We start from the raw sequence: 26,857 nt of genomic DNA, 5'->3' as shown, positions 1-26,857 counted from the left end.
AGTGGAGACAGCAAGGCGACGACGGCGGAGTGCCGTCTTTCCGGGTGGCGACCGGCGACCCCGAAAGGTGACCGATGCGCGCGGATTCGCTCGCGCTGATGTTCGAGCAGCGCCGTGACCGGCTGCGTCGTCTCGCGCACCGGATGCTCGGTGCCACCGCCGAGGCCGAGGACGTGGTGCAGGAGGCGTGGTTGCGCCTGGCCAGGACCGACGCGGTGATCGCCGACCTGGACGGCTGGCTCACCACCGTCGTGTCCCGGCTGTGCCTCGATCTGTTGCGGGCCCGCGCGCGCCGCCCGGAAACCCATGCCGACGAGGTCGACCTCCCGACCACCGATGCCGGTCCGGAAGCAGAAGCGCTGCAAGCGGATTCGGTGGAGCGCGCGGTGCTGGTGGTGCTCGACGCGCTGGGTCCGGAGGAACGGGTTGCGTTCGTGTTGCACGATCTGTTCGCCGTGCCGTTCGCCGAGATCGCGCCGGTACTCGGGCGCACCCCCGCGACGACCAAGAAGCTCGCCAGCCGGGCCAGGCAGCGGGTCAACGCGCCGGCCGCGATGAGCACGGCCGACCTCGTCGAGCAGCGCGCGGCCGTTGCCGCGTTCCTGCGGGCCGCGCGCGGCGGTGACCTCGTCGCGCTGCTCGAGATTCTCGCGCCCGATGTGGTCCGCACCGCCGACCCGGCGGCGCTCACACCGGGGATGGCCGCGGTGGTCCGCGGTGCGCGGGCGGTGGCCGAGGGCGCGGTCGCGCTGCGGCAGCGCTCGCGCGAGGCGGTCATGGTTCTCGTCGACGGCAGGCCCGGTCTGGTGCTGGCCCGGGCGGGCAGGCCGATCTTCGTGCTGACCTTCCAGGTGCGCGAGGGCCGGATCGCCGCCTACGACGTGTCCGCGACTCCGGAGCGGTTCACGCTGTCGCTGCCGACCTCATGAATTCGGCAGTCGATGCAAGTTTGCCGCCGATGCATCGCACCGGAATATCGCAGGTCAGAAGGCCGGAACCCGCGCGAAACCGAGCGGCGGAGTCGGCATCGGACCCGACCGCAGGTCGTGGCGGAAGTCGGGAAGCAGCGGCAGCATGTCGACATTGCGTGCCGCGTAGCAACGCACCATCGGCAACGCACGCGAGACCTCGGCGCGCTCCACGGGTTCGGCGTCGATGAACGCCATGCCCTCGAGCCCGAGCCCGAGGGTGCCCGCGATCCGCACGATCGCGGCCGACTTGCGTCCCCAGCCGATCTCGACGGCCGAGAACATGTCGTGGAGCCCGTGCCGATAGAGCGTGCGCATGGTGCGCGCGCGGTCGCCTCGGGCCGCGACGGCATGCAGCACGCCGCGGTCGCTCAACATCGTCAACGTGCGCAACGCCGGTGGGCGCGGCGCGGCGCTGGTCCCGTCGTGGACCACACCGTCCCACAGGGTTTCGTCCAGTTCCCAGACCAGACAACGGACGGCAGGTCGCATGGTGGTGCCCCTATCGGTTCGTTCCGGCGCGCTGAACTCTACAACCTGTGATGCCATCGGGACCAGCCTTGTGACGGCCCACCAACATCGGGCGGTGGACACGCGAACGTCACCCAGAACCCGGCGTTTCATTCCGGATCTTGCCTGCCTTGGCTAGGGTGAACAGGCTGGACAGCGGGGGGACAGCCGAAATCAGGCGAAGGGAACTTCAGATGTCCGTACACAATCCACCACGGCAATCGCTCACGATCTCGGGGCGGCCGATGTCGTCTCCCCTCAAAGACGTCCGGGCGTTGTCACGGCAGATGGTAGGACATTTCGTCGAGAACGTCGCGCCGTGCGGCACACTGCCGGGTGACGCCATCACGGGGGACGTCACCACCATCACCCGCATCTGCCTGGAATTCGCGGTCAGCATGCTCGACGGCCGCGACATCCCCAGCACCTTGCAGCGACTGCAGGACGCCGCCAGCGCCTGGGCCCGCGAGGGCGTGCCGATCGACACCATCCACCACTCCATCGCCGAGGGCTTCAAAATGGGCCTCGACCTGGTGGTCTCGAGCGCGTCGGTGAAGGACTACGACAACCTCGTCGACGGCGTGAAGATGGTGATGGAAATGCTCGACACCATCACCAGCCAGGTCTCGCTGGCCTATGTGCGCGAATTGCGCGGCGTGGTCAGCGAACATCACACGGCGGTGCACACCCTCACCTCCGCGCTGCTCGGCGGGCACAGCACCTCGACCATGGCTCGCGAATGCGGCATCGCCATCGCCGAGCAGTACGCCGTGCTCGCGCTGTCGATTCCGCCGCACCGGGAGGAGGCGAATCCGGCGCTCGATCAGAAGGTGGTGGCCCGGCGCAAGCTGCGCCGCGTGCAGGCCGAGCTGGCCAAGCGCTGCGGTGATACGGCGCTGTCGCTGCTCAGCGTCGACGGCGGCACCGTGCTCATCCCCGCCGAGACCTTCGACCGCGACGGCCTCACCGCTCTGGTCGCCCAGCTCTCGCAGGCCGCGCAGGTCGGCATCACGGCCGCGCTGGTCGAGACGAGCACCACCGGCGTTCCCGACGCCGCCGATCAGGCCCACGAACTGCTCGACATGGTCCAGCGCCTCGAGGTCACCTCGGGTCTGTACCGCTTCGACGAGCTCGCGCTCGAGTACCAGCTCACCCGGCCGGGGCCGGGGCGCGAATTCCTCGGCTCGCTGCTCGATCCGCTCGACCAGTTCCCCGAACTGCTGGAAACCCTGCAGCGCCACATCGCCAACAACCTCAACCGGCAGCGCACCGCACGGGTGCTGCACGTGCACACCAACACCGTCGACTACCGGCTCAAGCGCATCGGTCAGCTCACCGGTTTCGACCCCACCCAGCCGTCGGGGCTGTGGTACCTGCGTTCGGCGCTGGTCGCCCGCAGCTACCGCACCACCGTCTGATCCACGAAAAGGCGCTGCCCGGGGATGATTCCCCGGGCAGCGCCCGTTTCACTCGGGGTCAGAGGCTGCCGCCGCCGCCGACCAGCCAGGGGTTGAAGGTGCACACGATCTGATGACCTGGATCGATGGCGTTGAGCGCGATCGACAGGGCGCGCGGCGAGTACATCATCGTGAGATGGTCGGAGACGTCCTGCTCACAGCCTTCCTGCAGGGTGATGTTGCGGACGGTGGAGCCCGGGCCCTGCTTCAGGAAGGTCAGATCGTAGGGGTTGGTGACCTCGTCGTACCGGGTGCCGACGATGGTGTAGTCGATGCCGGGAACGGTGTCGCCGTTGGCGTTGAGCTGGTTGACGAAGTCCGAACCGATGGTCTGCTGGATACCGGCGTGCCCGACGAAGATCTCGATGAAGCCGAGGATATCGATGCCCAGGTTGTTGATCATGCGGCCCAGGGCGCCGATGCCGTCGAGGCTGGTGCCGTGGTGGGTGGCGCCGTAGGTGATCAGGTTCTTCACCTTGTCGGCACCGCCGTCGAACTTGGTGTACCAGTTCGACATCGAACCGCCCTGCGAGTGGGCGACGATGTCGACTTCGTCGGCGCCCGTGGCCGCGAGGACCCGGTCGACGAACAGGGCCAGCTGATCGGCCGAGTCCTGGATGTAGCCGGTGCCCATCACGCCGGGCAGCACCGAGCCGAGACCGCCACCTTCGATCAGGTTGGAGCGACCGTAGTTGAAGGTGAAGGTGCACAGCCCGGCGTTCTTGAACTCCGGGCCCATGAACGCGTAGCCGTTGTAGGCGTTCATCCAGGTGCCGTGCACCATGACCAGCGGACGGTCGCCGTCGGCGGGCTTGCAGTTCCAGTCGTTGGCGCCGGGGGGCGCCGCGTCACCGTTGCCCAGGCCGTAGGCGAAGGCCGCGAGGAACGAGGTCTGGGCCGGGCCGACGCCGACGGTGTCGCTGGAGTAGCCGCCCGAGGAACCCGAGCTGGAACCCGAGCCGCCATAGCAGTCGCCGGAGCCGTTGCCCGAGCCGGTGCCGCTACCGGAGTTGCAGGCCGAGCCGCTGGGGCCGGCCACCGACCGGCCCGCGGCGATGATCTCGGCGAGAGCCTGCTCGGTCGGCGCGTCGTTGGGGGCCGCGCCTGCCCCTGGGCCGGTGAGCGCCACGGCGAGCGCGCTGACGCCGGTGAGCATCGCTGTCTGCAGCGTGCGTCGGCGACTGGGAGATTTCATCGTTGGCGTATCTTCCTGTGCGATTCGATAATTCGTGTCCCCTTTTTCGATCGGGAATACGAATGGCTTGTCGAAACCGCACCGAACATAAGCCCGCGAATTCACGACATTTCGTTTCTCCGTGGGGTTCTGGGTAGTTCACCACCGGTCGACGACGGGCCCCATGACGGCACACAGGAACTTTTCCCCACGGCGATCCCGCAGGTCGGGACGCTGATCGGGAGAAATAGTGATACTTCCCAGAACATTCGGCCGTTCACACTGACCGAGCACTGAAACACCAACATTTCGGCCGGAAAAAGGGGCTCAGCATTCGCTGTGCGCGGGAATCCCTCGTAGCCGCTCGTCGAGCCACAGCATCGCCTCCGGATATCCGGTCACCGCACCGACGATGTGCTCGCCGAGCACCCCGCGATACACCGCGGTCGCGCCGAGTTCGCACTGTTCCTGATAGAGATTGCGGGCGCCCTCGGCCGGGATCCAGAACTCCTGCTCCCCGTTGTAGACGTAGAGCGGTGTGGCCGAACGCATTCCCTCCATCCGGGTGACCTCGTAGATCCGGGCGGCCAGGTCCGAGCGCAAGGGGTCGGCGATATTGGCGCCGACATCGATGGGCAGGTGCAGGATGCCGGGCAGCGCGAAGATGCTCACGCACTGGTCCTTCATCGCCGAGGTCGCCACCCAGCGGCCGAGATTGTTCATGGCGGCCAGGATTTCGGGCCGCTCGCGCCCGACCGCGAGGGTCGCGGCCATGAAGATGCCCGACGCCAGATTGGCATTCATGCTGCGGGCGAGGATCTCGAAGTCGGCGGGCACGCCGCCGAGGGCGGCACCGACGATCAGCTCGGCCAATTCCGGTGCGTAGGAGGCGATCAGCTTCGCCGCGCCGTGCGTGGCGATGGCGCCGCCGGAGTATCCCGTCATCGCGAACGGGCTGGCGCCGTATGTCTGCGGCTCGACATTCCTGGTGGCCCGGATCGCGTCGAGGACGGCGTGTCCGGCGACATACGGTTCGGCATAAGCCATTCGGGGGCCCTGATGGTCGGGGATCAGGACCGCGTATCCGCGTAGCACCGCCAACTGGGTGGTCGGCGGCAGGAACTCGGTGGCGCTCGATTTCAGCGAAAGCCCGTGTGTGAACGTGTAACCGGGCGTGCAGGACAGACCGAGCGCGTCGATGGGCAGGTTGTTCACCAGTACCGGCCGGTCGCCGGGACCGGTCCACTCGGTGGCGGGCACGATCAGCGTCGCGGTCGCGAACGACGGAGCGCCGTGGGCGTCGGAGGTGCGGAACTTGAGCAGATGCGCGGACCGTACCGGAACCAGGGTCAGCGGTCCCGCGACGGCGGTGACGTCGCGCACCTCGACGAGCTCGCCCGGCGCGAGCTCGGCCAGGCCGTCGGGCCAGTGATCGAAAGTGGGATCGCCTACGGGAGAGGGCATTACGGCCGCCCGCAGCGCGGCGAGCTCGGCGTCGGGGTCGGCATCCGTGCCGGACGGGATCGGCGAGGGCAGCACCTGGTCGATCCAGCGTTGCAGATCGGGCAGGATTCCCGGGGCGGCCGGGGGCAGGGGTTCGGCGGTTGCGGTACCGACGGCGAGCGGACACAACAGCAGTAGCGAACAGAGCAGGACACGCACAGATCTCATGGCACTCACACGCCTTCGGGTGGCACATCGGACTCGTGACCTGACACCCGGCGATGCGGTACTCGAAGCCGCGGCGAAACCTCCCCTGTGCGCCGTCGTCAGTGTTCTCACGGTACGTCCCACCGCATCGGCGCACGGCCGTCGTTCCCGACTCGTGCACGCCCCGCGTCCGGATCGCAACAACCTCCCATGTTCGATACTTCGGAGAAAGTACCGGCTCCGGACCAGGCGGTTTGTGAATTCTCCAGCCGAGTCCGGAACATGTTCTCCTTCATGGTCGCGCGCCCTACCGTCGAGTAGCAAGGCGCCTACCAGCGCCGGGGCAGAAGGAGCACGCCATGATTCCCATCGACGCGAACATTGCCGCCGCCGGTTACCCCCTCGACCACACCGACATACCGACGCGGCGGATCACCGTCTACTTCGACGGGCCCACACCACAGGACGCGATGGTCCTCGAGTACGCCGCAACCCAGTCCGAGGCATGGGAATTCACCACCGCCGCCGTGCACGCGGGCCTGCTGGTGACCGTCGACGGACGAGTGGAACCCGGCCTGCGCCGGCTGCCGTGCCGTTCGCTGTGGCACTGAGCCCCACACCGCCGCACTAGGCTGGTGCGGCGGTCGCGTCCCGACCGCAGGGACACAGGAGGCGCGCGTGACACGGTGGCAGTACCCGGTCGCCGTGGCCGTGCTCGCGGCACTCGCCGTGGCCGGCTGCGGCTCGCAGGAGGCCGAGCAGGCCGCGCCGACCACCGTCGCACCGACAACGACCGCCCAGCGCACCGCCGTCACCCGCGCACCGCCGCCCACCACCGTCGACCCGTACGCCGGCCTGCCGCTCATCGACGAGGTCCGCTGGACGAGCAATGTCGACGGCGCCCGCCTGCTCGTGTTCCCCACCGTGGCGGGCCGCAAGACCGCCGCACCCGGCACCGACGAGACGGCCTGGCAGGAAGTTCTCGCCCTCGACCCCACCGCCGACTCGCCGGGCATGCGTGACCAGTTCCTGTGCCACTGGGTGTGGGCGAGGATGGTCGCGCCGGACAAGACGAGCTGGAACCTCGAACCGTGGCGACCGGCCGTCGGCTATTCGGCCACGGTCTCGGCGAACTGCAATCCCGGCGGCCCGGAACGCTGAGGTCCGCGCCGCGCGGCGAAAGGAGCACAGGTTATGCGCGTTGTCATCGCAGGCGGACACGGCAAGATCGCCCTGCTACTGGCCGGGCTGCTCACCAGGGACGGCCATCAGGTGCACGCCCTGATCCGCGATCCCGCCCAGGCCGCCGACATCACCGCGTCCGGCGGCGTCCCCGTGATCCACGACATGGAACGTGACGACCCGGCTGACCTCGTCGCCGCGGTCGCCGGGTCGGACGCGGTGGTCTTCGCCGCGGGTGCGGGCCCGGGCAGCGGCGTGGACCGCAAGTACACCGTCGACCTGGGCGGCTCGGTCCAGCTGGCCGACGCGGCCGACCGGGCCGGGGTGCGCCGGTTCGTGCAGATCTCGACGATGGGCGCCGGGCAGCCGCCCGCACCGGGGACCGACGAGGTGTGGGCGGCCTATATCGATGCCAAGACCAAGGCCGAGGACGATCTGCGGGCCCGCTCGCTGGACTGGACCGTCGTGCGACCGGGCAGGCTCACCGACGCCCAGGGCAACGGTCTGATCACGCTGGGACCACCGCCGGTCGGGCGCGCCGATGTGCCGCGCGCCGATGTCGCCGCGACGCTCGCGTCGATCTTGGTCGCCGACAATACTTTTCAGCGCACCCTGGAGGTGGTGTCGGGGCAGGATCCGATCGAGGCGGCCGTCGCCGCGATTCGATAGCTTAAAATTAACCAGGCCAATACTTTTGAGGCCGCTCGACGTGCCGACAGGGTGCCGGGCACCGGCCGGCACCCACCGGTACGCCGCCGAAGCGCCGGTCACGCCGCTGTTCGGCGCGGGCGGTGCGCGAATGCGGTGGCGCCGAGCCGGATTCGCCGCCCAGAAGCCGGGGTGAGCACCGAATCGAGACCTAATCGATCGTGCAGATGTGCTTGCATCTGAAAGTGTCTCCGTCCTAAACTCAGGGCCGCAACACAATTCAGGGGATAGTCAGGGGAGGCCGCGAGCGGCACACCTGGGGCTATAGTTGCCTCGGGTTTGCCACTGCCTAGACACAGGGGCGTTCACATGAACCACACCACCGGCCGTTTCGGCCTCGCTGATCGCGCAGCGATCACCCACCCCTCGAGGGAAACCGCGGTCGCTTTCGTCATCGACGCCGTCGAATCCACCGGCGCCGCGACGCGCAACGATTTCGATATCGAGCGCATCGTCACCACGGCCCACGAAATGGCCGACGACTGGGACCTGCAGGTGCTGACGCCGGACACGTTCTGGCGGATCGCATCCGGCTGCATCCGCTACTGATCCGGACAGCCTGCCGCTTCCGGCGAACGGAAGCGGCACCGCGGCCCGCCCGGGGGTCAGGCCCGCTCGGCGTAGTCCCGCAAAATCTCGCGTGAGCGGTCGGGGTGAGCGGCCTGCACGCTGAGCTGGTCCATCACCGATAGATACAGCGCGAGATCCTGCCTGCGTTCCAGATAGAGCGCGCTGGTGAGTTGCTCCAGGTACACGATGTCGGGCAGTTCCGGCTCGGCGAAGCGGAGAATGCTGAACGAACTGCCCGCCGCCGCGTGCCCGCCCGCCGAGTACGGCAGCACCTGCACGGTGACGTTCGGCAGCAGAGACAGTTCGATCAGATGACGCAACTGATTCCGGTGCACCTCGCGCCCACCCACCGGCCTGTGTAGCACGGCCTCGTCGATCACCGCCCACACCACCGGCGGATCGACGCGGCGCAGCACGTCCTGACGCAGTTGACGAACCTGCACGCGCCGCTCGGTCTCGGCATCGTCGAGACCGACCGTGACGATCGCCCGGGTGTACTCCGGGGTCTGCAGCAGGCCGGGTACCAATTGGGTCTCATAGGTACGGATTTGGCTCGCGGCCTGTTCGAGCCCCAGGTAGGTACTGAACCATGACGGCAGCAGATCGCTGTAGCGGTGCCACCAGCCCGGCTCGTTGGCCTGCCTGGCCAGATCGAAGAACGCCTCACGATCTACGGGGTCGGTGACTCCGTAGAGCGTGAGAAGATCACGGATATCGCGTTCCTTGAAACCGGTGCGGCCCAGCTCGAGTCGGCTGATCTTGGCGTGAGAGCCGCGGATCGCCTCCCCCGCGGCCTCGCGGGTGATGCCCTTGCTCTCCCGCAACCTACGCAGTTGCCCACCGAGCGCGATGCGCAGCACAGTGGGACCACGGTCGACGATCGGTTGTACACGACCGATCTCGTGGGGTTCAGCCGTCATGACTCGCGATCTTACCGATCAGCAGGTCAAGTCGTCGAACTCTCCGGCCTTGGCGCCGCGGATGAATGCATCGATCTCCGGGCGTGTGTAGTAGATGACCGCGCCGCGCGGGTCGCGCGAGTTGCGCACAGCTACCGACCCGTCGGACACGGCGGCAACCTCGACGCAATTGCCGCTGGCGTTGCTGTACGTGCTCTTACGCCAGGCGTGGTCGGCGGGCCGTTCGCGCTGATCATGGTGCATTGCGGACATGCATTACTCCCTGTTCTCGTGTGATGTCCATCGGAGTGAAAGTTGCAGATGCACGCACAAACGTTCTTGCATCCGCTTTGCGCGATGCGGACATTAACACGCGGCCAGCGGTTGCGCACCGGTCGGTACTTACTCGCGCTCAGGAGGCGGGTGGCGTTCGCAAAGTGACGTCCAGTCCCCTGAATTCGCAAGGGCCACAGAGCCATCGGCCGCCGAAACGCCCCGAATGAGATCTCCGATGTGCTTGCATCTGCAATGACCGCGCCCATAGACTCGGGGCAAGATCAACCCCCGGGGCCCGCTCGTCAAGAGCTGGGGCAGGCCCGGGCCCACCGGACACGAGGGGCCTGCGATGAGCATTCCGTATCGACCACCCCGCCGGGTCTCGGCCGGCACCGCCGGACTCGAGTTCCCGCGCAGCCTCGCGGCAGAGGTAGCGCCGGTTTCCGCGTGTAGCGACGAGCCCTACGGGCTCACCTATCGGCAGGCTCGCGAGATGCTGCGTCAACACGACATCCACGGCCCGCAGTGCCGCCAATGGCTGGCCGCGGCGGCCTATCTGTCTGCGGGACTGGACGACGAATAGCGCAGTCGTAACGTCTTCGTGCTGGTCACAGCGGTAAAAGCGGCGCATGCTTGGAGACGGACGGTCGGCGCGAGCACAGGTGGCGGCGTATGCGGATTGCGGAGATTCTGCGAAGCAAGGGCACAGCGGTAGCGACGGTGCCACCGGACACCACCGTGCGGGCGCTGCTGACGGTGCTTGCCGAACGCAATATCGGTGCCGTGGTCGTCTCCCCCGACGGCGCGACGATCGAGGGCATCGTGTCCGAACGCGACGTGGTTCGCCGCCTAGCCGTGCACGGCGCCGAACTGCTCGACCGGCCGGTCGCCGAGATCATGACCGCCCGGGTACGCACCTGCGGTCCCGACGACCACGTGTCCTCGCTGCGCGACGTGATGACCGAGCACCGCATCCGGCACATGCCGGTGGTGAGCGAGGACCGGTTGATCGGCATCGTGAGCATCGGGGACGTGGTCAAGAGCGAGATCACGGAACTGGCCACCGAACGCGAGCAGCTCGTCGACTACCTGCAGGGCAGGTACTGATCGTCGCGCTGGCGGCCGAAAAGTGTTGTGCGCGCGTATCGTTGACGAGGTGCACCCCGCGCAGCAGTACGACCGCCGTGTCGCTTCGCAGGTCCTCGCCCGGATCGCCGCGCCCGGCGTCTTCGCGGGCGTCGAGACCGCGCCGACCCGGATCGCCTTCCGCGCGCGGGCTTTACAGCCCGAGCCGGGCGGGCGGCTCACCCAGTCGCAGCGGATGTATCTCGAGCGCTTCATGCGCCCGTGCCGCCCGGAGCAGGTGACCAGCGCGACGCATCGCATCACCTGGACCGACAGCGCGGGCATTCCCAATACTGCGTACTACCGCCGGGACGGCGCCGGACCCGAGCTGGCTGTGGTCGCCAGGGAAACCGTACTGGCACTGTGGGATTCATTGGCGCGATCGGGTCTGCCGGAGCGCGCCGCCGAGCTGAGCGAGCACGAACGGGCGGTGCTGGCGGCGACCACCACCGACCACGAACCGCACGAAATCTTCCGGGTCGGCATCGAAGCCACCGGGCGGGCCCTGGTCCAGCACGGCCTCCTCGCCGCCGATACGCCGTATCGCGGCATCGTCGAATTCGCCTGCGGGATGCGCGATTCGGGGATCTTCGCGGCGGTGGCGACGCGGTGGTTCTGGGAGTTGCAGGCCTCCACCTATCGGCGCGGCATGATCCCGGTCCGCTTCACCACCTCGCCCGATGGCACCGTGCGGTACACGCCCGAGTCGGTGGCGGTACTGCGGGCGATGAAGGAGGCCACCATTGCCGACGCGCACGCGGTGATGCGCAAGGCGACCACCGAGGAGGGCCTCGATGTCGAGCAGGCGGTGGCCAAGTACCACGACGACCTCGATCTGATCTCGCGGCAGTACGCGCTGCTGCCGCCCGGAACCGGGCCGACGTGTCTCGCGGCGCCACCGCGCGCGGACGGGTCGTCGGTGCTCGGCGCGGTCGCGAATCAGTTCGTCGAGACGTTCGTGGCGCTCTCGGAACTCGTGGAGGTCGTCGAGGACGTCACCGAGGTACCGGCCGGTGGCGAACCGCTCGCCGACGACAGCGTGTTCTCGGTGCCGGACATGAGTTGCCGTCACTGTGTGCGGACCATCGGCGCCCTGCTCGAGTCGATGGATGTTCCCGTGCTCGAGATCGATCTGGCCACCAAACGGGTGATCGCCCGGATCCGCAGCCCACGCCATCGGTTACGGGTGTTCGAGGCGTTGCGCGACGGCGGGTACAACCCGATCGACGAGGTGCCCTCGCCCGGCACACCGGTGGAATGACCCCGCCTGCTGTCCCCGCTGCCCTGCACCCGGTCGTGGCGGCGTTCCTGGCGGACCGGACGGCGGTGCACGCGGCGCTGGAGCGGTTCGGATCACCGCTGCACCTGGTGTTCCCGCAGGTGTTCGACGACAACCTCGCGAAGCTCACCGGAGTGCTGGACAGGGCACGGTGTAGGTCGCGGATCTATTACGCGCACAAGGTGAACCGATCCGCGGCCTTCGTCCGCTCGGCCGCACGGGCGGGGATCGGTATCGATGTCGCATCCGGGGCGGAGTTGCGGTCGGCGCTGGAGGCGGGCTTCACACCCGACCGTGTCGAGATCACCGGACCCAAGGGATCGTCACTGTTGCGGGCGGCCGTGGCGGCGGGGGTGACGATCAATGTCGACAATCTGTGGGAGCTGGCGCGTATCGCCGAACTCGCCGACACGCGAGTGCCGGTGCTGCTACGTCTTTCGGGTTTCCCGGGCAGTGCGCCGAGCCGGTTCGGCATCGATCTCGGCGAAGTGGAAGCGGCATTCGATCTGCTCGCCCGGCACCCCGATCGGCTGGCACTGCTCGGGGTGGCCTTCCACCTCGATACCGCGTCCACGCAGGAACGGGTACGGGCCGTCGGCGAGTGCCTGACGGTGATCGAGCGGGCCTACGCGTGCGGGTTCACGCCGTCGGTGCTCGATATCGGCGGTGGGCTACGTCAGGTCTTCGTGGCCGACCCGGCCGCCTACGACGCCTACGACCAGGCTTTGCGGGCCGGATTACTCGGCCACGGGCCCGCTCTGCACTGGGGCACGGGCAGTTTCGGCTATCACGTCGCCGACGGAGTCGCACACGGCACGCCGGTGTTCCACAAGTACGCCAATACCGACTCGGCCACCGACATCCTGACCGAACTGCTCGACGCGCCCCTGCCGGAGCATGGCGGCCGGGCGCTGAGCGCGGTGCTGGCGGACAATCTCCTCGACCTGTGGCTCGAACCCGGCAAGGCGCTGGCCGATCGCGCGGGGATCACCGTGGCCCGGGTCGAATTCGTGAAGCGGGCGGGGACCGGGGCGACGCTGGTACACCTGGATCTGAGCCGCGACACCGTCACCGCGGCCGACCAGGAGGTGCTCATCGATCCCCTCGTGCTGTCCGAGCCCGGCGAGTCCGCGCCCGCCGGAGTGTTCTTCGCCGGTCATCTGTGCTTGGAACGTGACCTGGTGACCCAGCGGCAGGTGCGGGTGACGCGGATTCCAGACCCCGGCGACCCAGTGGTGTTCCCCAATACCGGGGCCTACCACATGGATCTGTCGGCAGCGACCGCCGCCATGCATCCGACACCACCGAAAGTGGCTGTGCTGCATCGTGACAGCCGATTCGAGCTGTGCGACGACGAGGTGTGGCGATGATCTACTCCCACATCACCGAGCTGATCGGCAACACTCCCCTGCTCCGACTCGACCCGCGGGTACACGGGCTGGCGGGAGTCGAGCTGTACGCGAAACTGGAGTCGCACAATCCGTTCGGGTCGGTGAAGGACCGCATCGCCTGGTCCATGATCCGCGACGACATCGAGGCGGTGGCGGCAGGCGGGCAGTCGTTCATCGAGGCATCCAGCGGCAATACCGCCAAGGCGCTGCGGGTGCTCGGCGCGCTGCACGGGGTTCCGTTGCGCGCGGTCACCAACCGCATCCGGGTCACCGAGGTACGCCAGTTGCTGCAGTTGCTCGGCACCGACATCGTGGAGCTACCCGGCCTGTCCGAGTGCCCGGATCCGCATGCGGCCGACGATGTTTCGGCGGTCATCGAGCACACCACCGGGCAGGCGCCCGAGCGCTGGTACCACCCGTCCCAGTACACCAACGAGCGCAATGTCGAAGCCCACCGCGACGGTACGGGTGCCGAGATCGCCGCCGACCTGGCCGCGGCGGGCATCGAACACCTCGACTACCTCGTGGGTGGGCTCGGCACCACCGGCTCCACCCGTGGCACCGCCACTGCCCTGCTGGCCTGCCATCCGGCGCTGCGCACGATCGGTGTGGTGTCGGACCGTTTCGATTTCATCCCCGGCATCCGCTCCGAACGCGAGATGTGGGATGTTGGCCTGTTCCGCCCGGATTTCTACCACGACATCGTCACCGTCGACTCCGCCACCGCCATCGACGCCACGCTCGATCTGGTGCGCGGATACGGCGTGCTCGCTGGTCCGACCAGCGGTGCGGGCTATGCCGCCGCCCTGCGCGCGCTCGCCGACGCTCCCCGCCCCGGGGACCGCCCGCTGGTCGCCGTGCTCATCGTCTGCGACCGGCTCGAGCCGTACCTGTCGTATTTCGTCAAGCGCCGACCCGACCTGTTCGGTGCGCCCGAGGCCCCACCACCACCGGACGCCGGCTCCGCACCGACGCTGACACCTGCGGAGCTGGCCGAGCTCGACCGCACCGGCCGCCCGACGGTCGTCGACACTCGCGGTGCGATGGCCTACCGGGTCGGCCATATACCGGGTGCGATCAACCTGCGAGACGACCAGCTCGACGACATGCTCGGCCAGGGGATGCCGTTCCCGCGCTCACGGCCGGTCGTGTTCGTGTGCCCGGTCGGAGAAGCGTCGCTGCGTTTCGCGGCCTTGACCCGGCAGGCCGGATACGAGGCCTTCAGCCTGGCGGGCGGGGTCGTCGCCTGGCGCGACGCGGGGCTGCCGCTCGAACGTGGCTGATCAGACCAGCGCCCGCATCGTCCGTCGTGGCGACGGTGCCCGGCCCGTGGTCGCCAGCAGCGGCGGCAACGGGCCACGGTAGCCGTCGGCGAGCAGCGCGACCACCGCGCGGAACCGGTCTACGAAACGCGAGGCGACGGCGGGGTCGAAGCGCGCGAGGGGATACAGAAAGGACCCGTCGATCCCGGCCGGAGCGCCGTGGGCCTCGTAGTGCGCGGTCAGGCCGAACTCGAGATCGTGCTTGGCGCGCACCACCCCGGTCGGCACGTCCGTGATCGAGAAGGACTGCGCGGCAGACTGTTCCGTTCGCGTCGACTTCTGCAGGATGAGCGTCGCCTGGAACAGCGGCAGCGCGGCGTCCTGCGGCAGGCACCGCTTCAGTCGCGGATTCGGGGTGTCGGGGTGGGCGTAGGCGGCCAGCGCGACCCGGCGGACCTGGTCGATGAGTTCGTCGACGTCGGCCGCCCGGTCCAGGCGCACCCGCATCAGCACGTCATCGGAGAAGTTGCCGACGAGGTCGTCGAGCAGTCGGTGGTCGCGGCCCGAAACCGCCGTCGCGACAGTCACATCGGCACACCGCGCGAACGCGCCGACAGCCACCGCGAATGCCGCCTGCAGCACCATGAACAGGCTCGCCCGCCGATCCTGGGCCAGCCGCAGCAGACCCGCGTGGGTGGTGGCGTCGAAGGCGAGGGGAATCAGCGCGCCGGCAGCGGGGTCGGCAGGCGGCGCCGACTGTGGCAGTGCCGGGAATTCGAGCAACGCGGGCCTGCCCGCCAAAGCATTGGCCCAGTACCGCAATTGATGGGTGGCACGGCTCCACTCGTCGGTGAACTCGCCGAGCTGGGCGTGTTTCCACAGCGTGTAGTCGGAGTACGTGACCGGCAGCGGCTCCCAGCGTGGGGCCGTGCCGGTGTGACAGGCCAGGTATGCGGTGACGAGGTCGCGGGTCAGCGGGGCCATCGACCGTCCGTCGATCGAAATGTGGTGCACCACAAGGGCGAGGACGACGTCGTCGGGAGCGAGGACGAACAGCCGGGCACGCAGGGGCAGATCGCGGGCCAGGTCGAACGGCCGCGCCGCCAGATCGGCGATCTCGGCGCCGACGGCATCCTCGCCGACGTGTCGCACCGCGATGTCGAGCACGACCTCGGCCGGGTCGAGCACCTGCTGGGCCGGCCCGTGCTCGGTCACCGGGTAGCGGGTCCGCAAGGGCTCGTGCCGCGCGACCAGCAGCTCGAGGGCGCCGCACAGAGCGTCCACATCGATATCGGTGCCACGAATGCGCAAGGCGCGCGCCACATTCCAGTCCGCCGAAGGTCCCTGTCTCGCCGCATGCCACATGCGCTCCTGCGCGGGCGCCAGCGGCACGTGCGCCGGCCGGCGGCGTGGTTCGAGCGTCACCGCGGGCGGCGCCGGGAAACACACCGCCTCGGCCCGCGTCGTCGCCACCGCGACACCGCGACCGAAACCCCCCGACCTGATCCCCACACCGGGATCCACCACAGACCGCCAACCTCCACCCGTCTCGAAACAGATGTGGGACGCTAACGAGCCGATGTGAACAAACAGTTACCGCATCGTGACCGGGCCTGGGCCACCCCGCACCGGGCCGTCGCCGACTATCCACTTTCCGGAGAAAACACCCAAAAGCCGCGTTAGAGTGGGCGACGGGAAAGCGGAGCGAGGAGCTGGTCGGTGTCTGTCGGGAAGTTGGTGTCTTTCGATGGTTCGCGGGGTTTCGGGTTCATCCGCCCCGAAGACGGTGGGCCCGATGTGTTCGTCCACGTCAACGACATCGGACTCGACGAGGACGAACTGCGCCAAGGCAGGCTTTTCGAATTCGAGGTCACCGAGGGCGATCGCGGCCCCAAAGCCGTCAACCTGACCGCAGCCGGGCACAGTGCCCCGACCGGCCGCAGCCGCAAGGGCGGAGGCGAACGACTCGGTTCCGAGGAAATGCGCAGGCAGATCACCGAACTTCTGCTCGAGGCGTCGCCCGCCCTCACCGCCGCCGAGATCATCGCCATTCGCGACCGGTTCACCACCTTCGCCGACGAACACGGCTGGCTCGACAGCTGATCCGAACGCGCTGATCACGCTCCGCGTGTGTGTCGGTCCCCCGGCCTACGATCGCAAGGCAGGCGATTAATCGCGTGCGCTCGCGACGTCGATACGGGTGACAGGAACCCGCGAGGAGGATCGAATGGATCTACCGGTGATGCCGCCAGTGCGCCCGATGCTGGCCAAGTCCACACCGTCGCTGCCCCGCGAACCCGGGCTGAGCTACGAACCCAAATGGGACGGCTTCCGCTGCATCGTCTTCCGCGACGGCGACGAACTCGAACTGGGTTCGCGCAATGATCGTCCGCTCACCCGATATTTCCCCGAATTGGTCGACCTGCTCAAAGCGGCACTGCCACAACGGTGTGTGATCGACGGCGAGATCGTGGTCGTCACCGAGAACGGGTTGGATTTCGACACACTGCAGCAGCGCCTGCATCCGGCAGCGTCGCGGGTGAACAAGCTCGCCGTCGAGACCCCGGCCAGTTTCGTCGCCTTCGACCTGCTCGCCAACGGCGATCGCGATCTCACCTGTGAACCGTTCTCCGAACGTCGCCGGGAACTGGAGACGCTGCTGCAAGCCGCCCCCGGCCGCATCCATCTCACCCCCATCACCCAGGACCCGGACACGGCTCAGGACTGGTTCACCCGGTTCGAGGGCGCGGGTTTCGACGGAGTGATGGCCAAGGCCGACGACCTGGCGTACATGCAGGACAAACGGGTGATGCTCAAGATCAAACACGAACGCACCGCCGATTGCGTGGTCGCCGGATACCGGATGCACAAGGACGGCGAAGGGGTCGGCTCGCTGCTGCTCGGTCTCTTCGACGACAAGGGCAATCTGCACCACGTGGGTGTCGCGTCGAGTTTCACCGCCGCCCGGCGCCGCGAATTGCTCGGTGAGCTGGCACCGTTGCGCGAGAACGCGCTGGTGGACCATCCGTGGCGCGACTGGGCCGACGCGGTGGCCCAGGCCAATGCCGACGGCAAGATGCCCGGCGGGGTGAGCCGGTGGACCGGCGGCAAGGACCTGTCGTGGGAACCGTTGCGGCCCGAACTGGTCGCCGAGGTGCGCTACGAACACGTGCAGTCGGGGCGGTTCCGGCACGGCGGGCGACTGGTCCGGTTCCGGCCCGACCGCACGCCCGAATCGTGCACATACGCCCAGCTCGACGAGGTGGCCCCGGCCGAACTCGACGCGATCTTCGGGGTGCGGTCATGAGCGCGGGAGTCGAGATCGAGGTCGACGGGCGCACGCTGACCATCAGTCATCCCGACAAGGTGTACTTCAGCAAACGCGGTGAGACGAAACTCGACCTGGTGCGCTACTACCAGGCCGTGGCCGAACCCCTGCTCGGCGTCATCGGTGACCGGCCGCTGCTGCTCGAACGCTATCCCGACGGTGCCTCCGGCAAATCGTGGTTCCAGAAGCGGGTCCCCAAGACCGCGCCGGACTGGTTGCAGACCGTCGAGGTCACCACACCGAACGGCACCACGAGCGACGCGCTGGTCGCCCACGACCTGGCGCACGTGCTGTGGGCGGTGAACCAGGGCTGTCTCGGGTTCCACGTCTGGCCGAACCACGTTGCCGACCTGCGGATCGCCGACGAACTCCGCATCGACCTCGACCCCTCGCCCGGCATCACCTTCGACGATCTGCGCGGCGCCGCCGTGCGCACCCGTGAACTGCTCGCCGAACTCGGCATCGACGCCCTCGTCAAGACGTCCGGCTCACGCGGCCTACACATCTACGCGATGCTCGAACCTCGCTGGGACGGCTACCAGGTACGGGCCGCAGCCGTGGCCCTCGCCCGCGAACTCGAGCGCCGCTTCCCCGAGGAGATCACCGCCCAGTGGTGGAAGGAGGAGCGCGGCAGCCGGGTCTTCGTCGACTACAACCAGAACGCACCCCACAAAACCGTGTTCGGCGCCTGGTCTGTACGCCCCAAGGTGGGCGGCCAGGTGTCCACCCCCATCGCCTGGGACGAACTCGACACCATCGTCCCCGACGAACTCACCCTCGCCACCGTCCCCGCCCGACTGACCGAACGCGGCGACCCCTGGGCCGACCGCACCCCACAGTCGATCGAACCACTGCTCACCATGTCGGAAAAGGACATGGCCGCAGGCCTGATGGACGCCCCCTGGCCACCCCAATACCCGAAAATGCCCAACGAACCACCCCGCGTCCAGCCGAGCCGAGCAAAGAAGGACTGACCTACTCGGTCCAGGGAACCCAGCTGCCGGTGCCCGCTTTGCCTTCGCAGACCAGGGCGTGGTTGTCGGTGGTGCGGCCGGTTTTGTCGACCGACGGGTCGCAGGGCTCGCCTTCGGTGTAGTAGGAGCCTGCTACGCGGTGCGGGCCGGACCAGGTGTGGCCGTTGTCGGAGCGCAGGCACAGCAGGGTGGCGCCGTCGGCGGCGACGCCGAGCAGGCCGACTTGTTCGGCCTGGCAGGGTGTGCCTTTTTGCACCACACTCGCCGCCGGCTGGCTCAGGACCGGGGTGGACCCGACCGAAGTCGGGGCACCGACCGACGGCACCGCCTCGGTGGTGGTCACCGCGACCGGTGTCGCGGCCGCCTTGCTCGCCAACGCAGGCATCTCGAGTTCCAGTCCACCGAAGAGCACCATTCCGGCCACCGCCACTGCGGCGACCTCGGCGATGCCGAGCAACAGGGCGAGCATCGCGATCCCCCGCCCTCGCGGATGCCCGTACGACAGCAGCGCGAAGACGATCGCGATCGGGAACAGCAGGACGAGCGCCGCGGCCAGCGCCACCATCGCGTAGGGATTCACCCGTGGCTGGTCGTCGCGTGCGGAGTCCTCCGGGGTGGCGTGCGGCCAGCGCTGGCCGTTCCAGCGCCGGTCCTCGAACTCCTCATCGGGGTCGTCGTTCCACTGCTCGTATCGTGCCATCAACCCCGGGTCCCTCTCGATCTCCCCGGCCGCGGAAACGAAACAGCGTGCGGCGCGGGGTTACGCGAAGAGGATAGGGACTCGCGGCGCGCCGGGCAGCGCAACCGGGAAAGAGTGGGCTAACTCCTAATCGGCCGGGGACGACTTCACATGGGGGATCGTGCGATCGATGAGGGTGAGCAGGGTGTCGGTGAGCAGTCGGTGCACCTGGGGGCGGGTGAGTGTGCCACGGGTGAGCCATTCGCGCCCGGCCACTTTCACCATGCCCGCATAGGAAACGACCAGTGCCCGCAATTGTGCATCGTCTGCCATATCGGAGCGGCCGATCATCAGCAGCATGCGTTCGGCGGCGGCGTCGTCGGCCTGGTCGAGGATCTGTTGCACCTCCGGGTCGTCGCCCACGCCTTCGTGGCTGGTCACCTTCACCCAGGTGCTGCCGTGTTCGGCGATGGTGTCGAGCAACCACGACACGATGGCATCGACCCGTTCGACCGGGCTGCCCTGCGGGATGGACACCTTCTCGAGGCGGGGCAGCGTCACCATCCGGCGGACAACAGCCAGGTAGAGGTCGCGCTTGTTGCCGAAGTAGTGGTTGATGAGCCCGCGCGCCACCCCGGCACGCTGGGCGAGTTCCGCGGTCGACACCGCCGCGTACGGGCGTTCACCGAACATCTCGATGGCACAAGCCAAAATCTGCGCCCGACGCTCGTCGGGTTCGAGCCGGCGCCTGCGCGGCGGGTCTGCTGTGTCGGTGTCGAACGGGGAAATCGGGGCGCTCCGTCGGGTTCTGCGGCCGCCGCAGGGTTGCGGAGGCGGTGCACAACGATACCCAGCGGGTCCGTCGCACGGCTAATGAGACAATATTTCCGACCACCGCTCCCGCACGAAGGAATGCCGCACTCCCCGATGACCGAGAAGACGATCGATCCGGACGAGTTGGCAACCTGCCTGCGGGTGCTCGAACAGGCCGGGCAGCTGGAAAAGGAACACCCCGATTCGATCGCGGTGCAGCGCGCAGTGGGCCACATGTTCAAAAAGCTCAAGCAGCGCCGCCGGATCGAGGCACGACAGCAGGTCGCCGAAGCCGATCGGGCCGTGATCGCCGCGACCGCGACCGGTTCACCGCAGCGCATCGACGACGAGACCGCCGGCATCCCGATCAAGTCCGCCGCCGACGGCGAAACCGCCGGGACGCTCGTGCGGGCACGCCCGTGCTACATCTGCAAGCAGCGCTACACCCAGGTCGACGCCTTCTATCACCAGCTGTGCCCCGAGTGCGCGGCGTCGAGCCACGCCAAACGCGACGCCCGCACCGACCTGTCCGGCAAGCGTGCGCTGCTCACCGGTGGCCGCGCCAAGATCGGCATGTACATCGCGCTGCGCCTGCTGCGCGACGGCGCCCACACCACCATCACCACCCGGTTCCCCAACGACGCCATCCGCCGCTTCGCCGCGATGGAGGACAGCGCCGACTGGCTGCACCGGCTGCGCATCGTCGGGATCGACCTGCGTGACCCGGCCCAGGTGGTCGCCCTCGCCGATGATGTCGCGACGCAGGGCCCCCTCGACATCCTCATCAACAACGCCGCCCAGACCGTTCGCCGTTCGGCCGGTGCCTACAGCGCGCTCGTCGAGGCCGAGTCCGCGCCGCTGCCCGTCGGCATGCTGCCGGAGATGGTCACCTTCGGCAAGACGATGCAGGCGCATCCGACCGCGCTCACCGCCTCGCTCACGCCGTCGTTGTCTGCCGTCGACGTCGCCGAATTGGCTCTGGTCGCAGGTTCGGCGACGCCGGAGCGGATCGCGGCGGGCGTGGCCATCGACGCCGGTGGGCTCGTGCCGGATCTGGCGCACACCAACAGCTGGGTGCAGACCGTCGGCGAGGTGGACGCCACCGAGCTGCTCGAGGTGCAGCTGTGCAATTCGGTGGCGCCGTTCATCCTGGTGTCGCGGTTGCGTCCGGCGATGGCGGCGGCGCCGGGCAGGCGTAAGTACGTGGTGAACGTGTCGGCGATGGAGGGCCAGTTCAGTCGCGGCTACAAGGGCCCCGGCCATCCACACACGAATATGGCCAAGGCCGCGTTGAACATGCTCACCCGCACCAGCGCGCTCGAGATGTTCGAATCCGATTCGATCTTGATGACCGCGGTGGACACCGGGTGGATCACCGACGAACGTCCGCACTACACCAAGGTCCGCCTGGCCGAGGAAGGCTTCCACGCTCCCCTCGATCTGGTCGACGGTGCCGCCCGCGTCTACGACCCGATCGTGCAGGGCGAGAACGGCGTCGACCTCTACGGGTGCTTCCTGAAGGACTACCGGCCGTCACCCTGGTGATCACCGGGTCGATGCCGAACCGGAATGTTGATCATGATTCCGGTCGGCGGCGGCCGCTTATTCTGGATGTGTGCTGTTCCGGGTGTTGGCCGATCTGATCGCCGTCACCCACGTCGCGTTCATCGCGTACGTGGTCGTCGGCGGTTTCGTGGCGTGGCGGTGGCCGCGCACCATCGGGGCTCACCTGCTCGCCGCGTCCTGGGGTTTCGGCACCATCCTCATCGGTTTCGACTGTCCCCTGACCTACGCCGAGAACTGGGCACGCGCCCGTGCGGGCGTTGCAGGCCTCCCCGAAGCCGGTTTCATCGACCACTACCTCACCGGCGTGATCTATCCCGACAGCGCCCTCGGGCTGGTCCGGGCGGTGGCCGCGACCGCTGTGCTGGTCTCGTGGCTGGGCTACCTGCACCTGCACCACCGCTCGTTCACGTCAGACACCGCGTGATCACCTCGGCGACCGCCCCGGGCTCGTCGTCGAAGTAGAAGTGCCCACCGGGGAAGGTGTGCAGGCTGAACGGTCCAGTGGTGACCGTCTGCCACTGCGCGGCCTGAGCTCGGCTCGTGGTGGGATCCTCGGTGCTGACGAAGGCGTCCACCGGGCAATCGAGCACCGTGCCCGGCCGGTGACGATAGGTCTCGACCGCCTGGTAGTCGGCGCGGACACCCGGGAGAACCAGGTCGGCCAGGCTCGGCTCGGTGCGCAGCAGCCGCACCGGCGCCGGATCGGCGGCCAGGCGTTCCAGGTTGTCGATGAGATCGGCGTCGGAGGCTTGGTGCAGGAGTCCCGTCTCGACGAAATCCGGTGCGGGACGGCCGGAGACGATCAGTTCCCGCACCGGTTGCCCGCCCGCCGCGAGCCGCCGCGCCACCTCGTAGGCGACGGTGGCGCCCATGCTGTGACCGAACAGGGCGCGCGAAGCGGGTGGCTGCCGCAGCAGGTCGGCGCCGATACGGTCGGCCAGCTCGTGCAGGTCGGTGATGAGCGGGTCGCCGAGGCGGTCCTGGCGCCCCGGGTACTGCGCGGCGAGGACCTCGATGCCGGGACCGAGGTGGCGTGCGAGGTCGCGGTAGAACGCGGCGGACGCACCACCGGGCGGGAGGCAGACCAATTGCCTGCGCCGGGCCGCATCGTGACGTAGAGCCCGAATCCATTGCGTTGCAGCAGTGTTCACTCGCACTGTCTCCTTTCCCGGTCAGCTGCCCGCGAGGGCGCGCACGGCGATCGACAGCTGGTCGCCGTCGAGAAGAGTTTCGCCGGGCTTCAACAGCCACAGCACACCGAGGCCCTGTGCGAGGACGAAGTACAGGCGGCCGATGGCTTCGGACTGGGCTTCGTCCAGGTCGGGATGGGCCGCCCGGAGATCGGCCGCGAGATCACGGTAGGCCTCGTCGAGCTGGTCGCCGAGCTGGGAGCGTGCTTCTTCGGAGCGCACGATGCGGACGATGTTCTCGAGACTGGCCAGCATCGCCTCGTGATTGTCGGCGAAGACCGCAGGCATGCCGTTCCACAGGCGGGCGAGACCGGACAGCGGTGAGCCGCCCGCACCTTCCTCGATGAGTCCGCGCATCCCCTCCCCCAGCGCGTCGCCGAGCGCCTCACTGAGCGCCTCGGTGACCAGGCGATCTTTGGAGCCGAAGTGGTAGCCGATGGCGGCCAGGCTCACCCCGGCGGCGGCGGCGATATCGCGTGCGGTCGCCTTGGCCACCCCGCGCTCCATGATCACTTTGCGCGCCCCGGCCAGCAGATCTTCTCGGTTGCCCATGACGGCGAGACTACCCGACCGTCTTAGACATTTGTACTAGACATTCGTGCAAACCTCTGTTAGACATTGGTCTAAGACATTCGTTCAATTTTCGAGGCGGGACACACTATGACCTCCACTGCACTGCACGTTCTGGTCGCCGGCGGAGGCATCGCGGGCAATACGGTCGCACTCCAGTTGCTGCGCGAGGGCATTCGCACCACGGTGGTGGAGCGGGCGGCGGACCCCAGGCCCGGCGGGCAGGCGGTGGATCTGCGCGGACCGAGCAAGGAAGCCGTCGAACGGATGGGGCTGATGGAGGGCATCCGCGAGTACCAGCTCGACGAACGCGGTATGGCCTATGTCGACGGCAACGGCCGGGTCTATGCCCGCATGGCGATGGAGGACTTCGACGGTAAGGGCGCCGTCGCCGACATCGAGATCACCCGTGGCGATCTCAATCAGGTGTTGCTCGACGCGGTCACCGCAGCCGACAACGGTCACCTCGACTACCGCTACAGCGACTGGATCGAGCGCGTCGAGCAGGACGATACCGGCGTCGATGTCACTTTCGCCTCGGGCGAGACCGGGCGCTTCGATCTGGTGATCGGCGCCGACGGCGTGCATTCGGCGACCCGCCGCCTGGTGTTCGGCCCGGAAGACCGGTTCGTCACCAACCTCGGCGCCTACGGCGCGTTCTTCACGATGCCGACACCCGCCGACGCCGAACCGGGCTGGTTCGCCATGCGCCTGCTGCCCGGCGCGATGGTCGGCATCCGGCCCGACGGCGACCCGGCCACCGCGAAGGCCATCATCATGGTGCGCACCGGCATCGATCCCGCCCTGCGCCGCGACCCCGAAGCCCAGCGTGCACTGCTCCGAGAAGCTCTCCGTGACACGGGCTGGCGGGCCCCGGAGATCCTGGCCGCGATGGAGACCACGCCGGACTTCTACTTCGACGACCTCGCCCGCGTCGACGTGCCCGAACTGGCGGTCGGCCGGGTCACACTGGTCGGCGACGCCGGGTATTGCGGTTCTCCGCTGACGGGCATGGGCACCGCGATGGCGATCGTCGGCGGGTACACGCTGGCCGCCGAGATCGCCGCCACGCCGCACGATCTACCCGCCGCACTTCGCCGCTACCAGGACACGATCACCCCGTTCCTGGCCAAGGCCAAGGAGATTCCCGGTGGCGGCATCGACATGATGGTGCCGCGCAGTGCCATGATGACCCGGATGATGCGGGTCAGTGTGCGGCTGCTGACATCACGGCCGATGCGGCCGATCACCGCGAAACTGTTCTTCGCCGACAACGAGGACTTCGCCCTGCCGCCCTACTGAATGCGTGCGCCTGGTTACTCTCGGAACGTGGCGCAGCCGATCATCCTCGACGTCGATACCGGGATCGACGATTCCCTGGCCATGCTCTATCTGCTCGCCTCGCCGGACGCCGAGATCATCGGGATCGCGGCCACGGCCGGCAATGTGCCTGCCGCGCAGGTGGCGGCCAATACGCTCGCCGTGCTGGATCTCGGCCGGGCACCCGAGATCGAGGTGGCGCTGGGGGCCGCCGAACCGCTGGCGATACCGCTGCGCACCACCGAGGACACGCACGGTCCGCAAGGGCTCGGGTACGCGGTCCTGCCGCTGTCGCCACGCGAGGTTTCGGAGCGGTCGGCGGCGCGGATGTGGGTGGAGCTGGCGCGCGCGAATCCGGGTGCGGCGATCGGGTTGTGCACCGGCCCGCTCACCAATCTGGCGCTGGCCTTGCGGATGGAACCCGAGCTTCCCCGGCTGTTGCGCAGATTGGTCGTGATGGGTGGGGCGTTCAATCACCCCGGCAATACGACGCCGACCAACGAGTGGAACATCCACGTCGATCCGGAAGCCGCCAAGGAGGTGTTCGACGCTTTCTCCGCCGCGCCGCCGGATCGTCGCCCGCTGGTGTGCGGGCTCGACATCACCGAGAGAATCGAGATGCGGCCCGAGCATCTCGTCCTGCTGGCCGAGGCGGCGGGTAGTACCTCGCCGGATCTGGTCGCGGCGGGCCATCCGGTCGAATGGCGTTCGGCCGCGACCAATCCGATCGTGCGGTACCTCACCGACGCGGTGCGCTTCTATTTCGACTTCCACCACCAGTACGACCTGGGGTACCTCGCGCACATGCACGACCCGTTCGCCGCCGCCGTCGCGCTCGATCACACCCTGGCGACCACCCGGCCGGCGACCGTCGACGTGGAGCTGGCGGGCACCATCACCCGGGCCACGACCGTTGCCGACTGGGCGGGCATGTGGGGTCGGGAACCCAACGCCGACATCGTGATCGACACCGACCCGGCCGTGTTCTTCGACCGTCTCGTCACCCGCGTCGGAGCGCTCGCGCGACGCCTGTACCCGGAGCACTCATGACCATCGATACCGTCACCTATCTCGCCGACTTCCGCCGCAAGCTGGAGCTGCCCGCGATCGTCGACGTGCACACCCATTTCATGCCCGATCAGGTGATGCGCAAGGTGTGGGCCTACTTCGACACGGCGGGCCCCCTCACCGGCCGCCCCTGGCCGATCACCTATCGCGACGACGAACAGGTGCGCCTGAAAACGTTGCGCGACTTCGGTGTTCAGGCGTTCACCTCACTGGTGTACCCGCACAAGCCGAACATGGGTGAGTGGCTCAACGAGTGGACCGCCGAGTTCGCCGCCCGCACCCCCGACTGCCTGCACACCGCCACCTTCTACCCCGAACCCGACGCGCCACGGTATGTGGCCGACGCGATCGAGCGCGGTGCGCGAATCTTCAAGGTGCACATCCAGGTCGGCGCGTTCTCCCCGCTCGACCCGCTGCTCGACCCGGTGTGGGCGATCCTCGCCGACACCGGCGTACCTGTCCTCATCCACTGTGGTTCGGGCCCCGCCCCCGGCGAGTTCACCGGCCCCGCTCCCATCGCCGAACTCCTGCGCCGCTTCCCCACCCTGCGCCTGATCATCGCCCACATGGGCACCCCCGAATACCGCGAGTTCCTCGACCTGGCCGAGCGATACCCCCAGCTCTACCTCGACACCACCATGGTCTGGACCGACTTCAGCGAGGCAGGCGCGCCCTTCCCCACCGACCAACGAGACCGCCTGCCCGCCTTCGGCCACCGCATCCTCTTCGGCAGCGACTTCCCCAACATCCCTTACCCCTACGCCGAGGCCGTCGCCGCTCTCGAACGCCTGGACCTCGGCCCCGACTGGCTCCGAAAGGTGTGCCACGACAACGCCGTCCACCTGTTCGACCTCGACGCGTCCTAGGCCTTCCGTGTCGAGCACTCGTCCGGCCGATC

General features: G+C 68.2%; 29 protein-coding genes. 19 read left to right on the top strand and 10 right to left on the bottom strand.

All coding sequences use genetic code 11. The features are described 5' to 3' along the window. Nucleotides 1–74: 74 nt before the first annotated feature. On the top strand, nucleotides 75–929 hold the full coding sequence (locus tag NI2_RS11490) for a sigma-70 family RNA polymerase sigma factor (RefSeq protein WP_067489452.1): 855 nt from the start codon (nucleotides 75–77) through the stop codon (nucleotides 927–929). Between the two features lie 54 nt (nucleotides 930–983). Here the strand turns inward: NI2_RS11490 and NI2_RS11485 are convergent, their stop codons facing one another. After that, nucleotides 984–1,460: an HAD-IIIC family phosphatase gene (locus NI2_RS11485; protein WP_067489449.1), complete on the bottom strand. Its 477-nt coding sequence runs from the start codon at nucleotides 1,458–1,460 to the stop codon at nucleotides 984–986. 212 nt (nucleotides 1,461–1,672) lie between these two features. On the opposite strand from NI2_RS11485, the gene NI2_RS11480 reads away from it, so the two are divergent. Next, nucleotides 1,673–2,896 (top strand): PucR family transcriptional regulator, encoded by a 1,224-nt coding sequence (locus NI2_RS11480; protein WP_067489446.1) that lies wholly within the window; start codon nucleotides 1,673–1,675, stop codon nucleotides 2,894–2,896. 58 nt (nucleotides 2,897–2,954) lie between these two features. Here NI2_RS11480 and NI2_RS11475 read toward each other — a convergent pair whose 3' ends face one another. Further along, a complete protein-coding gene (locus NI2_RS11475) occupies nucleotides 2,955–4,130 on the bottom strand; it encodes an esterase/lipase family protein (protein ID WP_067489443.1) in 1,176 nt (391 codons plus the stop codon). Nucleotides 4,131–4,436: 306 nt separating this feature from the next. Next, the gene (locus NI2_RS11470; protein ID WP_067489440.1) at nucleotides 4,437–5,780 is read right to left on the bottom strand and encodes a lipase family protein; all 1,344 of its coding nucleotides are present in this window, start codon (nucleotides 5,778–5,780) and stop codon (nucleotides 4,437–4,439) included. 338 nt (nucleotides 5,781–6,118) lie between these two features. Between NI2_RS11470 and NI2_RS11465 the strand changes: the two genes are divergently transcribed. From NI2_RS11465 to NI2_RS11450, 4 genes are all read left to right on the top strand, one after another. Continuing rightward, a complete protein-coding gene (locus NI2_RS11465) occupies nucleotides 6,119–6,370 on the top strand; it encodes a hypothetical protein (RefSeq protein WP_067489437.1) in 252 nt (83 codons plus the stop codon). 67 nt (nucleotides 6,371–6,437) lie between these two features. Beyond that, nucleotides 6,438–6,920, top strand: coding sequence for a DUF2599 domain-containing protein (locus tag NI2_RS11460; protein ID WP_067489434.1), 483 nt, complete (start codon nucleotides 6,438–6,440; stop codon nucleotides 6,918–6,920). A 33-nt stretch (nucleotides 6,921–6,953) separates the two neighbouring features. Then, nucleotides 6,954–7,610: an SDR family oxidoreductase gene (locus NI2_RS11455; RefSeq protein ID WP_067489431.1), complete on the top strand. Its 657-nt coding sequence runs from the start codon at nucleotides 6,954–6,956 to the stop codon at nucleotides 7,608–7,610. A 348-nt stretch (nucleotides 7,611–7,958) separates the two neighbouring features. Beyond that, nucleotides 7,959–8,198, top strand: coding sequence for a hypothetical protein (locus NI2_RS11450; RefSeq protein ID WP_067489428.1), 240 nt, complete (start codon nucleotides 7,959–7,961; stop codon nucleotides 8,196–8,198). 56 nt (nucleotides 8,199–8,254) lie between these two features. Here the strand turns inward: NI2_RS11450 and NI2_RS11445 are convergent, their stop codons facing one another. Together NI2_RS11445 and NI2_RS11440 are read right to left on the bottom strand one after the other, a co-directional pair. Next, nucleotides 8,255–9,139 (bottom strand): Sco1979 family transcriptional regulator, encoded by an 885-nt coding sequence (locus NI2_RS11445; protein ID WP_067489424.1) that lies wholly within the window; start codon nucleotides 9,137–9,139, stop codon nucleotides 8,255–8,257. A gap of 18 nt (nucleotides 9,140–9,157) precedes the next feature. Continuing rightward, nucleotides 9,158–9,391 carry a DUF397 domain-containing protein gene (locus NI2_RS11440; protein ID WP_370465698.1) on the bottom strand — a complete coding sequence of 78 codons (234 nt, stop codon included), beginning with the start codon at nucleotides 9,389–9,391 and terminating at the stop codon, nucleotides 9,158–9,160. A gap of 352 nt (nucleotides 9,392–9,743) precedes the next feature. Between NI2_RS11440 and NI2_RS11435 the strand changes: the two genes are divergently transcribed. From NI2_RS11435 to NI2_RS11415, 5 genes are all read left to right on the top strand, one after another. Beyond that, on the top strand, nucleotides 9,744–9,977 hold the full coding sequence (locus tag NI2_RS11435) for a hypothetical protein (protein ID WP_067489421.1): 234 nt from the start codon (nucleotides 9,744–9,746) through the stop codon (nucleotides 9,975–9,977). A gap of 89 nt (nucleotides 9,978–10,066) precedes the next feature. Then, a complete protein-coding gene (locus NI2_RS11430) occupies nucleotides 10,067–10,501 on the top strand; it encodes a CBS domain-containing protein (RefSeq protein ID WP_067489418.1) in 435 nt (144 codons plus the stop codon). A gap of 49 nt (nucleotides 10,502–10,550) precedes the next feature. Next, the gene (locus NI2_RS11425) at nucleotides 10,551–11,780 is read left to right on the top strand and encodes a heavy-metal-associated domain-containing protein (RefSeq protein ID WP_067490285.1); all 1,230 of its coding nucleotides are present in this window, start codon (nucleotides 10,551–10,553) and stop codon (nucleotides 11,778–11,780) included. Beyond that, on the top strand, nucleotides 11,777–13,168 hold the full coding sequence (locus NI2_RS11420; protein WP_067489414.1) for an alanine racemase: 1,392 nt from the start codon (nucleotides 11,777–11,779) through the stop codon (nucleotides 13,166–13,168). The genes NI2_RS11425 and NI2_RS11420 overlap by 4 nt, the downstream gene beginning before the upstream one ends. Beyond that, nucleotides 13,165–14,472 carry a pyridoxal-phosphate dependent enzyme gene (locus NI2_RS11415; RefSeq protein WP_067490282.1) on the top strand — a complete coding sequence of 436 codons (1,308 nt, stop codon included), beginning with the start codon at nucleotides 13,165–13,167 and terminating at the stop codon, nucleotides 14,470–14,472. The genes NI2_RS11420 and NI2_RS11415 overlap by 4 nt, the downstream gene beginning before the upstream one ends. On the opposite strand, the gene NI2_RS11410 is transcribed toward NI2_RS11415, so the two are convergent. Next, nucleotides 14,473–15,963 (bottom strand): condensation domain-containing protein, encoded by a 1,491-nt coding sequence (locus tag NI2_RS11410; protein WP_243750012.1) that lies wholly within the window; start codon nucleotides 15,961–15,963, stop codon nucleotides 14,473–14,475. Between the two features lie 225 nt (nucleotides 15,964–16,188). On the opposite strand from NI2_RS11410, the gene NI2_RS11405 reads away from it, so the two are divergent. The 3 genes from NI2_RS11405 to ligD all read left to right on the top strand — a co-directional run bounded on the left by NI2_RS11405 (nucleotide 16,189) and on the right by ligD (nucleotide 18,753). Beyond that, nucleotides 16,189–16,554 (top strand): cold-shock protein, encoded by a 366-nt coding sequence (locus tag NI2_RS11405; RefSeq protein ID WP_067489408.1) that lies wholly within the window; start codon nucleotides 16,189–16,191, stop codon nucleotides 16,552–16,554. 124 nt (nucleotides 16,555–16,678) lie between these two features. Continuing rightward, nucleotides 16,679–17,758, top strand: coding sequence for an ATP-dependent DNA ligase (locus tag NI2_RS11400; protein ID WP_208115386.1), 1,080 nt, complete (start codon nucleotides 16,679–16,681; stop codon nucleotides 17,756–17,758). After that, nucleotides 17,755–18,753: a non-homologous end-joining DNA ligase gene (gene ligD / locus NI2_RS11395; RefSeq protein WP_067489404.1), complete on the top strand. Its 999-nt coding sequence runs from the start codon at nucleotides 17,755–17,757 to the stop codon at nucleotides 18,751–18,753. The genes NI2_RS11400 and ligD overlap by 4 nt, the downstream gene beginning before the upstream one ends. 1 nt (nucleotide 18,754) lies before the next feature. On the opposite strand, the gene NI2_RS11390 is transcribed toward ligD, so the two are convergent. Together NI2_RS11390 and NI2_RS11385 are read right to left on the bottom strand one after the other, a co-directional pair. Beyond that, nucleotides 18,755–19,453 carry a hypothetical protein gene (locus tag NI2_RS11390; RefSeq protein ID WP_067489402.1) on the bottom strand — a complete coding sequence of 233 codons (699 nt, stop codon included), beginning with the start codon at nucleotides 19,451–19,453 and terminating at the stop codon, nucleotides 18,755–18,757. 126 nt (nucleotides 19,454–19,579) lie between these two features. Beyond that, complete coding sequence (locus tag NI2_RS11385) at nucleotides 19,580–20,143, bottom strand: TetR/AcrR family transcriptional regulator (RefSeq protein WP_210739956.1); 564 nt, start codon at nucleotides 20,141–20,143, stop codon at nucleotides 19,580–19,582. A 216-nt stretch (nucleotides 20,144–20,359) separates the two neighbouring features. On the opposite strand from NI2_RS11385, the gene NI2_RS11380 reads away from it, so the two are divergent. Further along, nucleotides 20,360–21,790 carry an SDR family oxidoreductase gene (locus NI2_RS11380; protein WP_067490276.1) on the top strand — a complete coding sequence of 477 codons (1,431 nt, stop codon included), beginning with the start codon at nucleotides 20,360–20,362 and terminating at the stop codon, nucleotides 21,788–21,790. A gap of 70 nt (nucleotides 21,791–21,860) precedes the next feature. Further along, nucleotides 21,861–22,235, top strand: coding sequence for a DUF2784 domain-containing protein (locus NI2_RS11375; RefSeq protein ID WP_067489396.1), 375 nt, complete (start codon nucleotides 21,861–21,863; stop codon nucleotides 22,233–22,235). Here NI2_RS11375 and NI2_RS11370 read toward each other — a convergent pair. Together NI2_RS11370 and NI2_RS11365 are read right to left on the bottom strand one after the other, a co-directional pair. Beyond that, complete coding sequence (locus NI2_RS11370; protein ID WP_133734128.1) at nucleotides 22,216–22,962, bottom strand: thioesterase II family protein; 747 nt, start codon at nucleotides 22,960–22,962, stop codon at nucleotides 22,216–22,218. The two genes, NI2_RS11375 and NI2_RS11370, sit on opposite strands and share 20 nt — an antisense overlap. A 21-nt stretch (nucleotides 22,963–22,983) precedes the next feature. Next, entirely contained in the window at nucleotides 22,984–23,553 is a 570-nt protein-coding gene (locus NI2_RS11365; RefSeq protein ID WP_067489390.1) for a TetR family transcriptional regulator, read from the bottom strand. A gap of 108 nt (nucleotides 23,554–23,661) precedes the next feature. Here NI2_RS11365 and NI2_RS11360 point away from each other — a divergent pair, with 108 nt between their 5' ends. The 3 genes from NI2_RS11360 to NI2_RS11350 are packed head-to-tail and all read left to right on the top strand — an operon-like array spanning nucleotide 23,662 to nucleotide 26,825. After that, the gene (locus NI2_RS11360; RefSeq protein WP_067489388.1) at nucleotides 23,662–24,873 is read left to right on the top strand and encodes an FAD-dependent monooxygenase; all 1,212 of its coding nucleotides are present in this window, start codon (nucleotides 23,662–23,664) and stop codon (nucleotides 24,871–24,873) included. A 27-nt stretch (nucleotides 24,874–24,900) separates the two neighbouring features. Continuing rightward, nucleotides 24,901–25,941 (top strand): nucleoside hydrolase, encoded by a 1,041-nt coding sequence (locus tag NI2_RS11355; RefSeq protein ID WP_255284014.1) that lies wholly within the window; start codon nucleotides 24,901–24,903, stop codon nucleotides 25,939–25,941. Further along, a complete protein-coding gene (locus NI2_RS11350; protein WP_067489382.1) occupies nucleotides 25,938–26,825 on the top strand; it encodes an amidohydrolase family protein in 888 nt (295 codons plus the stop codon). Before NI2_RS11355 ends, NI2_RS11350 begins: the two co-directional genes overlap by 4 nt. The last annotated feature ends 32 nt before the right edge of the window (nucleotides 26,826–26,857 follow it).

Source organism: Nocardia ignorata NBRC 108230 (genome assembly GCF_001612905.1).
Lineage (GTDB): Bacteria > Actinomycetota > Actinomycetes > Mycobacteriales > Mycobacteriaceae > Nocardia > Nocardia ignorata.
The sequence above is the reverse complement of the archived record's forward strand: the minus strand, read 5'-3'. Positions and strand labels throughout refer to the sequence as shown.

What these genes read in the sequence shown, in the direction of transcription:
- NI2_RS11490 (WP_067489452.1), top strand. Translation starts at nt 75, where the DNA reads ATGCGCGCGGATTCGCTCGCGCTGATGTTCGAGCAGCGCCGTGACCGG.
- NI2_RS11485 (WP_067489449.1), bottom strand. Translation starts at nt 1,460, where the DNA reads ATGCGACCTGCCGTCCGTTGTCTGGTCTGGGAACTGGACGAAACCCTG.
- NI2_RS11480 (WP_067489446.1), top strand. Translation starts at nt 1,673, where the DNA reads ATGTCCGTACACAATCCACCACGGCAATCGCTCACGATCTCGGGGCGG.
- NI2_RS11475 (WP_067489443.1), bottom strand. Translation starts at nt 4,130, where the DNA reads ATGAAATCTCCCAGTCGCCGACGCACGCTGCAGACAGCGATGCTCACC.
- NI2_RS11470 (WP_067489440.1), bottom strand. Translation starts at nt 5,780, where the DNA reads ATGAGATCTGTGCGTGTCCTGCTCTGTTCGCTACTGCTGTTGTGTCCG.
- NI2_RS11465 (WP_067489437.1), top strand. Translation starts at nt 6,119, where the DNA reads ATGATTCCCATCGACGCGAACATTGCCGCCGCCGGTTACCCCCTCGAC.
- NI2_RS11455 (WP_067489431.1), top strand. Translation starts at nt 6,954, where the DNA reads ATGCGCGTTGTCATCGCAGGCGGACACGGCAAGATCGCCCTGCTACTG.
- NI2_RS11450 (WP_067489428.1), top strand. Translation starts at nt 7,959, where the DNA reads ATGAACCACACCACCGGCCGTTTCGGCCTCGCTGATCGCGCAGCGATC.
- NI2_RS11445 (WP_067489424.1), bottom strand. Translation starts at nt 9,139, where the DNA reads ATGACGGCTGAACCCCACGAGATCGGTCGTGTACAACCGATCGTCGAC.
- NI2_RS11440 (WP_370465698.1), bottom strand. Translation starts at nt 9,391, where the DNA reads ATGTCCGCAATGCACCATGATCAGCGCGAACGGCCCGCCGACCACGCC.
- NI2_RS11435 (WP_067489421.1), top strand. Translation starts at nt 9,744, where the DNA reads ATGAGCATTCCGTATCGACCACCCCGCCGGGTCTCGGCCGGCACCGCC.
- NI2_RS11430 (WP_067489418.1), top strand. Translation starts at nt 10,067, where the DNA reads ATGCGGATTGCGGAGATTCTGCGAAGCAAGGGCACAGCGGTAGCGACG.
- NI2_RS11420 (WP_067489414.1), top strand. Translation starts at nt 11,777, where the DNA reads ATGACCCCGCCTGCTGTCCCCGCTGCCCTGCACCCGGTCGTGGCGGCG.
- NI2_RS11415 (WP_067490282.1), top strand. Translation starts at nt 13,165, where the DNA reads ATGATCTACTCCCACATCACCGAGCTGATCGGCAACACTCCCCTGCTC.
- NI2_RS11400 (WP_208115386.1), top strand. Translation starts at nt 16,679, where the DNA reads ATGGATCTACCGGTGATGCCGCCAGTGCGCCCGATGCTGGCCAAGTCC.
- ligD (WP_067489404.1), top strand. Translation starts at nt 17,755, where the DNA reads ATGAGCGCGGGAGTCGAGATCGAGGTCGACGGGCGCACGCTGACCATC.
- NI2_RS11390 (WP_067489402.1), bottom strand. Translation starts at nt 19,453, where the DNA reads ATGGCACGATACGAGCAGTGGAACGACGACCCCGATGAGGAGTTCGAG.
- NI2_RS11380 (WP_067490276.1), top strand. Translation starts at nt 20,360, where the DNA reads ATGACCGAGAAGACGATCGATCCGGACGAGTTGGCAACCTGCCTGCGG.
- NI2_RS11365 (WP_067489390.1), bottom strand. Translation starts at nt 23,553, where the DNA reads ATGGGCAACCGAGAAGATCTGCTGGCCGGGGCGCGCAAAGTGATCATG.
- NI2_RS11360 (WP_067489388.1), top strand. Translation starts at nt 23,662, where the DNA reads ATGACCTCCACTGCACTGCACGTTCTGGTCGCCGGCGGAGGCATCGCG.
- NI2_RS11350 (WP_067489382.1), top strand. Translation starts at nt 25,938, where the DNA reads ATGACCATCGATACCGTCACCTATCTCGCCGACTTCCGCCGCAAGCTG.